Genomic DNA, 14881 nt, shown 5'->3' with positions numbered 1-14881 from the left:
TCAAACTACCGATGCTGTTAAGAAAAACGATAATAAAACAACAACTATTTTAATGAAAATCACAGGAATAACAACTTGGCTATGCGATGCATACCGGACGAACTTTGCTTTTGTCAAGATTGAGACAGACGCGGGAATCTGTGGCTATGGAGAATCATCCATCGGTCAGTTTGAACATGCCATCGTGGGTATGTTCAAGGATCTGGAGCGTAAGCTTGTGGGATTGGATCCAAGAAATGTCGATAAGATATTGCACGATTTGAACAGAGATTCTTTCTGGCGAGGAGGCCCTGTGTTGAGCAGCGCACTCTCGGGTATCGATATGGCTTTATGGGATATAAAGGGAAAGTTATTGGGCGAGCCGATATGGCAGCTATTGGGTGGAAAAGTCCGGGATAGGGTCTCGTGCTATGCAAACGCTTGGTTTGTAGGTGCAAAGACAGCGGAGGAGTTTGCCGCTAAGGCAAAGATTGCTGTTCAGGATGGATGGAAAGCATTGAAGTGGGATCCGTTTGGCAGTTGCTACAGAGATATCAGTACAAAGGATATGGATAATTCCCTGGCCTGTGTCGCGGCCGTGCGTGAGGCTGTTGGCAAAGACGTGGATTTGTTGATCGAATGCCATGGACGTTTCAATCTACCAAGTGCACTGCGTATCGCACATGGCCTGGAAGAGTTTAATGTGGTATGGATCGAAGAACCTCTGTTTCCGGAACTACAGTACGTCATGCCGGAATTGAGACGAAAAGTGAACGTACCTCTGGCGACAGGCGAACGTATATACAATAAATATCAAGCCATGGATTTCATCCGACAGGGATATGCAGACTTCATTCAGCCGGATGCAAGCAAGGTCGGTATAGTAGATATGAGGGCTATTGCGAGCATGGCTGAAGCAAGTGGTATAGGCTTTTGTCCACACAACCCTATGGGATCTTTGACAAACGCTGTTACGCTCCATATCGCAGCAAGTACACCGAATTTCTACCTGTTGGAAACGATGATCAATGACGTGCCGTGGAGAACGGAATTGAGTGACGAACATATCTATGTCGAAGAGGGAGAAATGATTGTTCCGGACAAGCCCGGCATCGGTATCACACTCAATGAGGAAGGTATAGAGAAATACCCCTACAAACCGCACCCCTTGCGCCACTACAGGGGTGATCTGACCGCAATAAGGCCAGAAGGGGCAAAAGAATGGTTTAAGCGTGATTTGAGCCATGGAAAATAATACGATCATACAACATAGTGCGAACCATCTGGGATGGGTTGACTACAGTATTTTCGTGGTGTACCTATTGATTACCATTGCCATAGGCTTGTATTTTTCTAAAGGACAACGCGATATCAAGGAATACCTGATGGCAGGCAAGAGCATGAAATCATTAGTCGTTGCCATTACGGTGATGGTCAGTGTATTCTCTGGAATTAGCTTTTTAGGATTTCCGGCAGAAGTATATTCCAACGGGATGGGGTATTCTTTATTGGCATTCACTTCTTTCGTGACGACCCCGATCGTCAACTCTTTGTTTATGCCCTTTTTTCACCGTGTGAAACTGTTCAGTGCCTATCAGTATCTCGAAGCCAGGTTTACAGGAAAACTCCGCACCACTATTGCAGTGATTTTTCTGAGCAGGACATTGCTTTGGGCTTCGTTGGTCATATATGCTCCGGCGTTGGCATTGGAGCATGTGTCAGGCTTCCCACTTTGGGTACTGGTGCTAGTCATGGGTGTCATTACCACATTTTATACCACGTTGGGTGGGATGAAAGCAGTGATATGGGGAGATGTAATGCAGTTTATTGTTCTGATGGGAGGTTTGATCGCCATTTTGGTGGTAGCCTTACTCGGAACACAAGGAGGACTGGCCGGGGTATGGACGACCGGGATGGAAACAGGCCATATCTCCTTTGATTTCAGTTTGGATCCTGCCGTTAGGGTCACGGTTTGGGGCATTATATTAGGTGGTTCGGTACACAATCTGGTGCTGTTGGCGACCGATCAGACCTCAATCCAACGATACATGACTGCCAAGGATATAAAAACGGCAAAAAAATCCATGTGGATTAAAGCCTACGTGTGGGTTCCATGTGCATTTCTCTTCTATCTGACAGGTCTGGTGATCTATACCTTTTATCAGGGAGCGGGATACGATCCTGTGTCTTCGGGAGCGGTACGGAATGTGGATCAGATCCTGCCCTATTTTGTTGTTAACGAAATGCCCAAGGGCTTTGCCGGATTGATCATTGCTGGGATTGCGGCGGCTTCTATGTCGAGTATTTCTTCGGGGGTCAATTCTATGACGACGGTATCCTTAGTCGATTTAATAGAGCCGTACGCTAAACGGGAAACCGACGAAAAGAAAAAGGTACGGTATGCCCGCACGCTGACAGTGGTATACGGTATTGTCATTACGCTGGTCGCATTTTCGGCAGGCCGATTTGGATCGCTTTTGGAAGCTCCTGTCAGGATATTTGGTCTGCTGGGCGGTCCACTGCTCGGTTTATTTTTATTGGGGATGTTGTCTGCTCGTGCTAATGCACAGGGTGCCACCATTGGTTGGCTGTCCAGTACACTGATAACGCTCGTAGTAGTGTTTGCCACAGACATCTCCTTTCTTTGGTATGCCGTGATCGGACTCGTTACCTGTTATGTCATTGGATGGTGCTTTAGTTACCTATGGCCTAAACCGTCCGATGACAAGACAACGGGTTTTGTATGGAAATCAAGGTTTGAGACAAACGATGACAATCAGTAATAATTACATGAAGAAAGATATAAAAGGGGTTGTTGTCCCACTGATCACGCCACTAAAGGATCGTGCTACCGTGGACAAAGAGGGATTGGAACGTCTGATTGACTACGTGGTGGACGGAGGGGTGGATTCGTTGTTTGTATTGGGAACGACTGGAGAAGGCCCAGGTTTAAGCAACGAGGTGAAGAACGAAGTTATCGTATATACGAATCATTTTCTCCGTGGCAGGACAAAAAACCTGATAGGTATCACAGATACCTCCCCGGAGGAAAGCATCAAATGGAGCCGCATAGCTGCCGACAACGGTGCAGATGCCGTGGTTTTGGCACCACCTCCATATTTCCCCTACACACAGAAAGAGCTCGTGACCTATGTCCGCTATGTCATCCGTCATTCTCCTTTGCCGGTCATACTGTACAACATTCCTCGGTTGACTAAGACCGTCTTTGAAACGGAAGCGATAAAGCACTTGATGGATGAAAAAGGAGTCATAGGATTTAAGGATAGCTCGAAAGATTGGGAATATTTTAAGGATGTACTCCACGTGACGAAACAACGTCCGGACTGGACGTTGTTGACCGGTACCGAAGAATTGTTAGCCCAGTCGATGGAAGCTGGAGCGGATGGTGGTGTGTTGGGCGGGGCAAATATCTTTCCGAAGCTATTGTCAGATTTTTATGCAGCTATAAAACGCAAAAATGCTCGGGAGGTTTCCGCGTTGGAAGGTATCCTGTCGGATTGCCGACCTATATATGCGATGGGCTGTGGTGCGACTTCATCCATACAGGTCATAAAATATGTGCTGGAACAACAGGGAATTTGTCAGCGCATGATGACCCAACCTTTTAACGATTTGGATGAAGATGCCGGAAGAAGAGTTTCAGAGAGGATCGCACTGTACGTAAACAATAGACAATCCATCAACTGATATACAATTTCATTATGCAAAAAGGAATTTTATTTTTCATTTTACTTTTTACTGGATTCATTTCCTCTGCCCAACTCAGGTTACCGGCTTTGGTCAGTAGCGGTATGGTGTTGCAAAGAGATCAACCCGTAAAAATCTGGGGTTGGAATTTGTCTGGCAAAGAAGTAGCCGTGTCGTTTAATGGTAAAATATACAAAACCACCCCCGATAAGGATACAAAATGGTTCGTAACGCTAGATGCAATGCAAGCCGGTGGACCGTATGATATCAATATAACGACAGATAATCAATCGATTGTCATAAAAGATATTCTCTTTGGAGATGTTTGGTTGTGTTCCGGACAGAGTAATATGACCCTTGCCATGTCTAGCCTGTCCGAAAGAGAAGCCGACGATATTGCTCAATCAGCTAATCCCCATATTCGCGAATTTCAAGTAAAAAAGCAATATAGCTTCGAACCACAGGAAAATACTGTCGGTCAATGGAAAGAGGCAAATCCTGTAAACGTGCTCAAATTCAGTGCTGTCGGCTATTATATGGCTAAAGCACTGTATGAAAAGTATAATGTTCCTATCGGTATTATTCATTCAAGCTGGGGAGGTACACCTGCCGAAGCATGGACAAGTCCGGCAGGTTTAAGAGAGTTTCCGCATTATGCAGAGAAATATAACTATTTACGTGATACGGTCAATTTAAAGGCAACATTAGAAAGAAGCGAACAGAATAATGACAACAGTTTCAAGGTGCATTACCAACCTGCAACGTTGTTCAATGCTATGATTTATCCTTTAATCCCGTATACTTTGAAAGGTATTGCTTGGTATCAAGGTGAAGCCAATGCGAAGAAAGACAAAGCGATCGAATACACAACACTACTACCTGCTCTGATACATGGTTGGCGCGACAACTGGCAACAAGGTGATATACCATTTTTGATTGTACAGCTGGCAAATTATATGGCACCTCAGAAAAATCCTTCGGAAGGGGGCTGGGCATGGATAAGGGAAGCACAGCTAAAAGTTTTCCAGACAGTTCCAAATACGGCATTGACAGTGGCGATCGATGTTGGAGAAGCCAATGATATCCACCCTTTGAATAAGAAAGAAGTGGGAAGGAGACTTGCTTTAGCGGCCGAAAAGACCGCATACAACGATAAAAGCGTGGTGCACAGTGGCCCGATGTACCGGTCCATGAAAAAAGAGGATGGAAAAATTGTTTTGTCATTTACCGATATAGGTAGTGGATTAATAGCCCAAGGAGGAGAGCTTACCCGATTTGCTATTGCCGGAAACGATAAAAAATTCGTTTGGGCATCAGCAAAGATTGAGGGAGATCGGGTCTTTGTTTGGAACGATGATATAAAAGATCCGGTTGCAGTCAGATATGCCTGGGCGAGCAATCCGGAGGGGGGTAACTTATACAACAAAGAAGGATTGCCGGCCTCGCCTTTCCGGACAGATGATTGGGAAAGATAACGATATAATAGATGAAAAAGAACTATTTTTTATACGTCAGTACACACACCGGTTCGGAAGGACCTGGTATCTATTGTTGTCGGTTCGATATTTTAGATGGTAGGCTATCCGATTTTCGGAAAGTAGCCAATTTGGAAAGGGCAGGTCTTATGGTGCGACACCCACAGCGGAATCTCCTGTACGTCGTGGGCGTAGAAGGGAAGGTGGAGGATAATCAAGGATGCATCGATGCCTATGCTATTGATGCCGATACAGGTATGTTGGAATTGCTAAACAGGCAGCTGATCGGAGCAGGTTTGCCTACTTTTATTACGATTTCGGAAGATGGTCGTTTTTTGTTTCAAGCGAGCTTTTCTACAGCGGTGGCGTCTGTTTTAACGATCTCGGCAGATGGTTCGCTGATACTGTCGGGCAAAGTACATCGATTTGAAGGTACGGGAGTTAACCCAATCAGGCAGACCAAATCCCATCCGCATTGCATCAACATACACCCTACCGATCAAACTGTGTTTGTCAGTGATCTGGGAACGGATGTGATTACCCGTTTCCGATTGGACGAGGCTCATGGAGATCTGATACGGCAAGATCCTCCTCAGACGTCTATCCGACCCGGTGCCGGGCCGCGGATCATGCGTTTCAGTAATAACGGACGGCATGTATATATTATCAACGAATTGGACAATACCATTGCCGTATATCAATACAATGATTCGGAGAAGTCGTTGGAGGCCATGCAGGTCATCTCGACGCTACCGAATCAGATTGAGGCTACCTTTGAAACGCAAATGGCTTCCGAAATTAGACTACATCCCAATCAACAGTATGTATACGTGACCAACCGATCAAACGGAGAAGGAACGGTTGACGGGATTGCAGTTTTTAAAAGGGACGAGGTTTCTGGAGCTATTTCTCCTGTGCAGTATCTCTCTACAGGGATACATCCCCGACATTTTAACATAGATCCTACGGGGCAATGGCTGTTTGTATCCGCACGCGACTCAGATCAAATCCATCAGTTTCGTATTGACCAGATAACAGGACAGTTGAAAGAGGTAGCGCACCCTGTAAATTTCCCTCAGCCTTGGGATATTCAATTTTATATCGATTAAGAAAGTTATATGGATAATAAGAACAAGAAAGGAATAACACGTCGTGAATCCCTGCAATGGGGCGCAGGGATGCTTGCCGGTATGGTTCTGCCGTTTTCGGTAAAAGGTAGGGCTGTGGAACCAGATTCTTCAGGTGAAGAGCGATTGGAGATGGATCCGGTATTAAAAGGAAGCCCGTTAAAAGAGACCGCCTCAGAGTGGGTTAGGGATCTTGTGGTAGTCGCTATGCCAGCCGCCGCTGTAGGAGGACAAAATGCAGGTGTATATACCGCTGCTGAAAATGGTATTGAGCCATGGAAGCAGGCGATCATTCGTTGGCTCACGAGTAGGAATGTCCGCGGAAACGGAGGTGTGCTAATCCGACAGGAAGGTGCGGATAGTGGCGCAGGATTGACATCTGTTGTCGACCCAAATGCGGACTACATTTTTGAGGTACTGATCCATGTGCCGGGGGGCTCCTATTTTGGGACTAAGCAAGAAGATAGCATGCAAGTGTGGGCAGCTGTACTTGACATGGAAGATCGGGTAATCGAAAAAAAACAAGTGGATATCGTACGTGGTGACTGGGCAAAGGGAACTGTGTCTTTTTCAAGTGGTGATCTGCGTGAAGTCCGTTGTGTTGTATATGCTACTTCGGTCAAACGGTATCCCTGTCTGTACTATGCAGATGAGTTTCGCCTGTCACGCGAAGACTATGCCTGGTGGAATCCGCAGAACTATTTTCATTCGTCCCGAACAACAGCCAAGCTGAAAGATAACCGACAGGTGTTGATGGATACGTTGCATCCAGATGCATTAGCTGGCCACAATGGGGTTTATCTGAATTGGGACGGTTTCTTTTCTGACAAGGGGGTCTTTGTCGGTGGTGGGAATTGGGAACAGGAGTACAATCACGTCTCTATAGACGATCCGATGCTGCCAAGTTTTGAAGACAACGGTATTGCCCGGGATATAGATGGGAAAAAGATCGGTACCAGCTTGCTTTGGCCGGGGTACCAGATGTGCCATAGCGCACCGGCTTACCGCAAATATTTTATCGATCGGGTGACTCGGATAAGCCCGGAGATCAACCTATTTACGCAGGACAATATCAATATGCCATCATTTCAAGGCTGGGGCAAAGGATGCTTCTGTACCTGGTGCAATAAAGAATTTAGACAATGGCTGGCTAACAACAGATCGTTGGACTTAGTTAAGCGCACGGGCATTCAGGATGCAGGATCTTTTGACATCTTGAAATACGTTGATGGAGTAAGACAAAAAATAGATACACAGAAAGAGCAGTTTGTCCTTCGTGATCCTGTTCTGAAAGCCTATCTCCTTTTTCAGTATGTATCACAGGTCAATCTTTGGAAAGATGCAGTGAGCAAAATCAAGCAAGCCGCAAACCATCCCATAGCCGTCATGGGCAATCAATATGGGAATAATGGAGAAAAACCGTTTTCCGTGGCACTCTCACAAGCCGGAGACGTCGTGTGTACGGAGAGTAACATAGGGACCGATGCCAAATTTGCCTTGTTTGACCGTATAAAAGCATTGATGTTGGTAAAGTTGGGATATGCATCTGGCGAGTTCCGTAGGCCGGTTTGGCTACAGTATTCAGCCCTTTTCCATTCGCCTGTGGCTGCCAAAAGCCGATTACGTTTTATATCTGCACAATCTCTCGCCAACAATGGTATACCTTTCACATGGGCGACAACGGTTGGACCAAGCGGATGGTTCTTCGATACGGAGGCGTCAATATGTCGGTTTATGCAGCGTTATCGTCAATTATTCTCCCGGTGTGATGGATATGCGAATGTAGGATTGGTTTACTCCCTCCCCACACAGATGTGGAAACGGTGTGCTGCCTTCGAACTCAGTCCGGAGAAATACCAGACTTGGTTTTATTCGTTTGCCATGGCATTAGAGGAGATGCACATATCCTATGAAGTGAATTGTTGGTGGCATCCCTTATTGGGAGACGACACTGTATCCATGCAACGGCTGTCACGGTACAAAGTGCTGATCCTAACGGGGGTGGAGTGCTTCACAGAAAGTCAGCTCAAGCAACTTCAGCAGTTCAAAAAGCGCGGAGGACATATCATTACGGTAGCACTTCCAAATTTGTACGACGAGAACGTGGAACCGATCTCCAGCTCCGTGTTTAACGAGGGAAGACAGGTGACTAAGGTATCTCCCGACATCCTAACGGACTATAAGCATTTTCACAATACTTTTCAAAATTTGATCGCTAAGGCATTGGAAGGACATGAGATTATCCGAACAGATGCTCCGAAAGAGATCTGGTCCAGTTTGCAATTGGACGAAAGAGGCAAAGTTCTATCCCTTCATCTCGTCAACGGCAATATCAATGAACCGGAGGACAAGTTTTACCCCACAAAGGAAACGACCTGGAGCGTGCGATTGCCCAAAGGTTTTGTGGTAGATCGGGCGAAGCTTATTCGTCTGGAGAACCCCGAACAGACCGTGGATGTTTCCGTGCAGGTCACGCAAGGGCAGGTTAAAGTAACTGTACCGCTGATCGAAGGATATACCATCGTCAGTTTCTACTCGGGCAGTGCGTGGGAGGAAGCGGAAGCAAAAAGCAAGGCAAGGCGTGCAGACCTGATGAAAACCATAAAAATAGCATCGAAATAACATGGGAAAAACGAATATGGATCAGACACTGCTTTTGGGGATAGATTTTGGTACTGGAGGTTGTAAAATTACGGTCATCAATCCGGAGGGGTTTGTTTTGGCAGAAGCTTCTCAGGACTACCACACCTATCATCCGTATCTGTCCCATAGTGAACAAAATCCCGAGGATTGGTTCCCGGCACTCTTGGCCTGCCTTTCGAAAATAAAAAATGTGATCAACCTCCACGATATTGTTGGATTAAGTCTGGACGCATCTACGCACAACGCCGTACTTCTGGACAAGGATATGGAAGTCATTCGCCCTACGATCATGTGGTTGGACCAACGGAGCACCAAAGAGGTCTCTTTTCTGGAAGAGCATTGGGGAGAGGAAATCTTTAGAATTGGCTACCAAAGAGTGTCTCCTACCTGGACACTGCCGCAACTGCTTTGGATCAAGAACAACGAACCGGAAAACTTCGGCAAGATTGATAAGATCATGTTTATCAAAGACTATGTGCGGTACCAGTTGACCGGCACTTGGCAGACGGATTATATAGACGCCCAGGGCACCTTACTCTTCGATATGGAAGAGAGCAATTGGTCTCCCTTGTTGTGTAGCTTGATTGGCTTACCCATGCAGGTTCTTCCTCCGATCTGTGATCCAACCGATGTGACTGGAACCATTACCACAGAGGCCGCCCGACTTACGGGGTTGAGAGCTGGTATCCCTGTTGTCTGTGGCACCTCCGATGTTACGGCAGAAGATTATGGCGCTGGTGCTGTCAAACCTGGTCAATGTATTGTCAAACTCGCAACAGCCGGAAACTTGAATGTCATGACAGCAAAGGCCATGCCCAGTTCCAAGACATTGACCTATTCACATGTTGTTCCTCAGCTGTGGTACACCGCAGTTGCAACGAATACTGCGGCATCGAGCATGCGTTGGTTTAGGGATACATTTTGCAGGGCAGAACAGGAAGAGGCAGACCGTACCGGAGTGCATGTCTACCAAATTCTGGAGGAGGAGGCTAGAAAAGCACCGGCCGGATCAGACGGATTGATATTTCATCCATACCTGATGGGTGAGAGAGCGCCTCATTGGGATGCTAATCTACGGGCAAGTTTTATTGGGGCCACCATAGCGCACGAAAAAGGCCATTTTATTCGGTCGGTCATGGAAGGGGTCGCCTTTTCGTTAAAAGACTGTTTTCATCTCGCCGATGATATGGGACTGTCTGTGGACGAGTTCATACTCATCGGTGGAGGAGCCAAAAGCAGACTATGGTCACAGATCGTTTCTGACGTTTTGGGAAAAAAAGTAAGTAGGCCGAAGGTTACGGATGCTTCTTTTGGGACAGCGTTAATTGCAGGGGTAGGTATCGGGATCTTTCAGAACCTGATGGATGCTGTACAACGATGTGTGCGATCTGAGGATGAATTCACACCCGATCTCCGTAACCATGATTACTACAAAAAACAGTACAAATATTATAGAGAAATACACGATAGATTACAGAATCTATACATTGAAATGAATAAATAATAGAGAAAAATGAATATAGCAAAAACTTCTTACATGTTTGATATGCTCCTGTTCGAATTGCGGGACATTGTGGGAAAAGAGTATGTTTCTGTTCGGGATTCGGACAAAGAAGTGTATTCTGTTGATTACTTCTGGCTTCCGGAAATGTGCCATGACCGACAGGATCGCAGCAACATCACACGCCCGATGGCTGATTTTATTGTCCATCCGGCAAATGCAGAAGACGTCTCCAAAATCCTCAAAATTGCCAACAACTACAAGATACCGGTAACGGCCTGGGGTGGCGGGAGCGGTTCTCAAGGTGGAGCTCTTCCGGTATTTGGTGGGATTATTTTAGACACGAAGCGTATGGATACCATCTATAAGATAGATGAACAATCCATGACGGTGGAGGTAGGTACGGGAATTATCCACCAAACTTTGGAATGGGAGCTCGAGCAGAAAGGGTTTTCGACCATGCACGATCCCGGGTCTGCTCGTTGCGCAACGGTCGGAGGCTTTATAGCGCACCGCGGTACCGGAGTTTTATCCACGAAATATGGAAAGATAGAGGACATGATCGTCAATATGGAGATTGTATTGCCTACGGGAGAGATCATCCGTACCCTTCCTGTTCCGAAGACGGCCTGTGGTCCCGACCTGAACCAAATTTTCATCGGTGCTGAAGGGACAATGGGTATTGTCACTAAGGTCACGCTTACCATCCACCGTTTGCCGGAGACAAGGGCCTTTCGGGCTTTCGTGTTCAAAGATCTTGAAACAGGATTGCGTGTAGGACAACGACTGGTATCAGAAAACCTACAACCATCGGTCATTCGTCTCTATAGCGAGAATGAAACCAAGGAAGTCATCAAAAAAGTGCTGGGTATCGAAAAGACCGGTGCCTACATGGTGTATGGTTTTGACGGGAAAAAGGACATGGTCGACCTCCAAATGAAATATGCCCAGGAGATTGCCGACAGCGAAGGTGGCGAAGACCTCGGGGCTCATCCTGGAGAACAGTGGTGGAACAATCGCTATAAATTCTTCTTCCCTCCCTATATGTACCGCTTACCTCAGTGCTTCGGTACTTTGGATACGGTAGCATCTTACAGCGATATCCAGAATGTCTACAATGCCATGAAGGATGTCGTAGAAAAACAATATCCCATGGCTCGGTTTATCGGTCACTTCTCCCATTGGTTTCCGTGGGGAGCCATGCTCTATGGTCGATTTATCATTGATACGCCTCCCGAGGATCCACACGAAGCCATCTACCTGCACAACAGTATATGGAACGATGCCCTACGCGCAGCCATGGCAGCCGGAGGCGTGCTGAACGAACATCATGGTATCGGGCTGAAGCTTAGCAGACTTACACCGGAACTGTATGGAGAGGCGTTCCAGTTGTTGAAAAATGTCAAAACCACACTGGACCCCAATGGCATTATGAATCCGGGAAAATTAGGTTTCGGAATAGGATAGTACATATAGCATAAAAAGAGATAATATCATGAACATCACAGCGAAAGAACTGAATACTATACAGGCATGTCGATACTGCCCAATGTGCCGGCAATCTTGCCCCTCTGAATTTATTAACTACAAAGAATCAGACACACCTCGTGGGCGTGCGATGTTGCTGTATAGTGTCTATAAAGGAGGAAAGCCTTTTGAAGCGTCTACCGTCGAGGCAATGTACAATTGCTTCCTTTGCGGAGCCTGCAAAAGCTGGTGCGAGGGACAGGAACTCGGAGGATATGATATACCCGAACTCGTTAAGTTTGCCCGTAGGGACATCGTGGATCAAGGTTTGGCCCCCCAGATCGTACAAGACATTCGGAATTCCCTATTGGTCCATGACAATACGCAAGCTCTGGACAAGAGCCATGCTTTTACCGCTACCGTGGAAGAGAAAAGAGCAGACGTACTTTATTTACTTGGAGAAGGTGTAGACTACAGGTACCCCGAAATAGCCCGTGCATTTGTACAAATACTGCAAACTGCCGGGGTCGACCATACACTGCTGAAGAGTGAACCCAACAGCGGGAAGGAACTGGATCTATTAGGCTATCGTGATGACGCGAAAGAAAAAGCATCCGCTCTGATCAATCGCATTCAGGCAACGGGATGCCGGACAGTCGTCGTGTCGGACCCACTTGTCTATGACGCTTTTAAAAATGACTATGAACAATGGGGCATCACGCTTGAAGCAGAAGTACTCCATGTATCTGAATACTTGCTGCGTCTTATCCAAGGAGGGAAGCTTCGCTTGAAGCCTGTCGACTTCACGGTGACATTGGCAGATTCTGAATTTCTCGGAAGATTTAATGGTCTGTATGAAATACCTCGGGCTGTTATCCAATCTTTTAATCCAGTACAATTTGTGGAGATGCAGTGGCATCACGGATACATGCAATCGACCGGAGAAGCTGCGTTCACGTTTGATGACAAGGCTTTTGGACGGGGGAAAGATTTAGGAGAAAAGATCAGCACAAAAGCAGAAGAGGCAGGTGCAGAGATTATCGTTGTGCTTTCGGTCACGGCAAAACAACATATATCGGCAACGACTTCCCTCAAGGTCGTGGATATCGTTGAGTTTGTAAATGAACATATAGATATATTTTGATAGCTAAAAAGGAAATGGAACTGAGAAAAAAATACCAAGCCGGACCTGGCAGACAGCAAATTGTTTCATTGGGCGAAGGTGGACTGAAAAAGTCCGCATTTGACCTATTGGAACTCAAGGCGGGCGAAACTTACACTGGAGATACCGAGAATTTTGAGTCGGCCTTTGTTATTCTATCGGGATCATGCCATATCTCCGGAGATGATTTTTCGTTTACAGATTTGGGTAATAGAAAAGATGTTTTTTCAGGAAAGCCTACGACTGTGTATTTGCCCATCAGAACGGGTTATCAATTGACAGCCGTAAGCGATGTCGAGCTGGCCATCTGTTCGGCCGAGGCAGACGTCAGACATTTGCCACGAGTCATTAAACCAGAAGAGGTCAAGGAAGTAGAATTGGGCAGTGGAAACTGGAAACGGAAAGCACACTTTGTCATTGATCAGGACGTGGCGTCGCAACACTTATTTTTGGGAGAAACACTGTTACCTCCCGGAAAGTGGGCTTTCCCTCCACACCGTCACGATAAGGATGACTTACCAAATGAAGTAGACATGGAGGAGGTATACCACTTCCGGTTCCAGCCTAAAGAAGGATTTGGAATCCAATTAGGCTATACCGATGATCGCTCAAGAGATGAAGCGTATCTACTTCGAAATAAGGATACCGTCCTTATTCCAGACGGATATCATCCAGTAGCATCGTCTCCCGTTGATGCGCTGTATATGCTGTGGTTCATGGCCGGAGAGAAGCGGCTATTTATTGCCAGACCGCAGGATCAATATCGCTGGGTAGCTCAATACGACCATTTTTTGAAATCCAGATAAATAAAAATTCCAGAATTTAAGCATGTTGTCTTTGAATAACACAATATAAAAGAAAGATATATGATAACCAATCGACACACTGTGGTTGGACGGCTACAACGGATAGCAATGATAGGAAAATCTACCATTGCAGTATGCGTATTAAGCATGAGCCTTTTTTCTAGTGTGGCCTGTCCAAAAAAGCAAAATCTGCCGGGGATAGAAAATATAACGGCAGATACCATAAAGGTGCTAGCCATCGGGAATAGCTTTTCCCAAGACGCACTTGAATTTTATCTGAGCGGACTGGCTCGAGCGGCTGGTATTCCCATAGTAATTGGCAATTTGTCTATAGGGGGTGCTTCTTTGGCCCTACATTGGGACAATGCGAGCAACGATAAGGCTGTCTATGCCTATAGGAAAATCAATGCTGAGGGGAAAAGGGAATCCCGGAGCAATGTTACCATAAGCGAAGCACTGTCAGATCAAGACTGGGACTTTGTGAGTTTTCAACAAGTCAGCCAGAACGCAGGTAGATTCGAGACGTTTATAGAGCCCCTGCCTATGTTGTATAGTTATGTACAAGAAAAGCTACAGGGAAAGGAAACCAAATTTGTCTTTCACCAAACATGGGCCTATGCACAGAATACTACCCATGGTGGCTTTAAGCAGTACAATCGTAATCAACTGGAAATGTACCATGCAATCGTAGAAGTGTCGAAAAGGGTCAAAGAGTTAGTCCCTATTGATATCGTTGTTCCATCTGGTACGGCAATTCAAAACGGAAGAACGAGTGTAATTGGAGATAACTTTTGTAGGGATGGGTTTCATCTTGACGTTAATATTGGCAGGTACACTGCCGCGGCTACGTGGTTTGAGGTTATCTCAGGAAAAAGTGTAATTGGAAATACATTCAAACCAGAAGCATCATCAGCTAATGAAGTAGAAATAGCGCAACAGGCAGCACACGCCGCTGTGTTAAATCCTTATAAAATTACGGAGCTGGCACACTACAAAAAGTAAACAAGTGAATA

Annotated in this window: 11 protein-coding genes; all 11 read left to right on the top strand. The window is 46.1% G+C overall.

The features are described 5' to 3' along the window. Nucleotides 1-52: 52 nt before the first annotated feature. The 11 genes from H8B21_RS12200 to H8B21_RS12150 are packed head-to-tail and all read left to right on the top strand — an operon-like array spanning nucleotide 53 to nucleotide 14870. On the top strand, nucleotides 53-1234 hold the full coding sequence (locus H8B21_RS12200) for a mandelate racemase/muconate lactonizing enzyme family protein (RefSeq protein WP_190314074.1): 1182 nt from the start codon (nucleotides 53-55) through the stop codon (nucleotides 1232-1234). After that, complete coding sequence (locus H8B21_RS12195) at nucleotides 1224-2762, top strand: sodium:solute symporter family transporter (protein WP_190314073.1); 1539 nt, start codon at nucleotides 1224-1226, stop codon at nucleotides 2760-2762. The genes H8B21_RS12200 and H8B21_RS12195 overlap by 11 nt, the downstream gene beginning before the upstream one ends. A gap of 7 nt (nucleotides 2763-2769) precedes the next feature. Continuing rightward, the gene (locus H8B21_RS12190; RefSeq protein WP_190314072.1) at nucleotides 2770-3687 is read left to right on the top strand and encodes a dihydrodipicolinate synthase family protein; all 918 of its coding nucleotides are present in this window, start codon (nucleotides 2770-2772) and stop codon (nucleotides 3685-3687) included. A gap of 14 nt (nucleotides 3688-3701) precedes the next feature. Beyond that, nucleotides 3702-5162: a sialate O-acetylesterase gene (locus H8B21_RS12185; RefSeq protein ID WP_190314071.1), complete on the top strand. Its 1461-nt coding sequence runs from the start codon at nucleotides 3702-3704 to the stop codon at nucleotides 5160-5162. Between the two features lie 11 nt (nucleotides 5163-5173). Continuing rightward, entirely contained in the window at nucleotides 5174-6271 is a 1098-nt protein-coding gene (locus H8B21_RS12180) for a lactonase family protein (RefSeq protein ID WP_190314070.1), read from the top strand. Between the two features lie 9 nt (nucleotides 6272-6280). Next, entirely contained in the window at nucleotides 6281-8911 is a 2631-nt protein-coding gene (locus H8B21_RS12175; RefSeq protein WP_190314069.1) for a hypothetical protein, read from the top strand. A gap of 1 nt (nucleotide 8912) precedes the next feature. Beyond that, on the top strand, nucleotides 8913-10436 hold the full coding sequence (gene xylB, locus H8B21_RS12170; RefSeq protein WP_190314068.1) for a xylulokinase: 1524 nt from the start codon (nucleotides 8913-8915) through the stop codon (nucleotides 10434-10436). Nucleotides 10437-10445: 9 nt separating this feature from the next. Continuing rightward, entirely contained in the window at nucleotides 10446-11900 is a 1455-nt protein-coding gene (locus H8B21_RS12165; protein ID WP_190314067.1) for an FAD-binding oxidoreductase, read from the top strand. Between the two features lie 28 nt (nucleotides 11901-11928). Continuing rightward, complete coding sequence (locus tag H8B21_RS12160; RefSeq protein ID WP_190314066.1) at nucleotides 11929-13044, top strand: (Fe-S)-binding protein; 1116 nt, start codon at nucleotides 11929-11931, stop codon at nucleotides 13042-13044. A 14-nt stretch (nucleotides 13045-13058) separates the two neighbouring features. After that, nucleotides 13059-13868: a 5-deoxy-glucuronate isomerase gene (iolB, locus tag H8B21_RS12155; RefSeq protein ID WP_190314065.1), complete on the top strand. Its 810-nt coding sequence runs from the start codon at nucleotides 13059-13061 to the stop codon at nucleotides 13866-13868. 60 nt (nucleotides 13869-13928) lie between these two features. Beyond that, nucleotides 13929-14870, top strand: a complete 942-nt coding sequence (locus H8B21_RS12150; RefSeq protein WP_223815005.1) for a DUF4886 domain-containing protein — start codon at nucleotides 13929-13931, stop codon at nucleotides 14868-14870. Nucleotides 14871-14881 lie beyond the last annotated feature (11 nt).

This window comes from Sphingobacterium chuzhouense (assembly GCF_014692525.1).
Taxonomy (GTDB): Bacteria; Bacteroidota; Bacteroidia; order Sphingobacteriales; family Sphingobacteriaceae; genus Sphingobacterium; species Sphingobacterium chuzhouense.
This window is presented reverse-complemented; position numbering and strand designations above follow the sequence as displayed.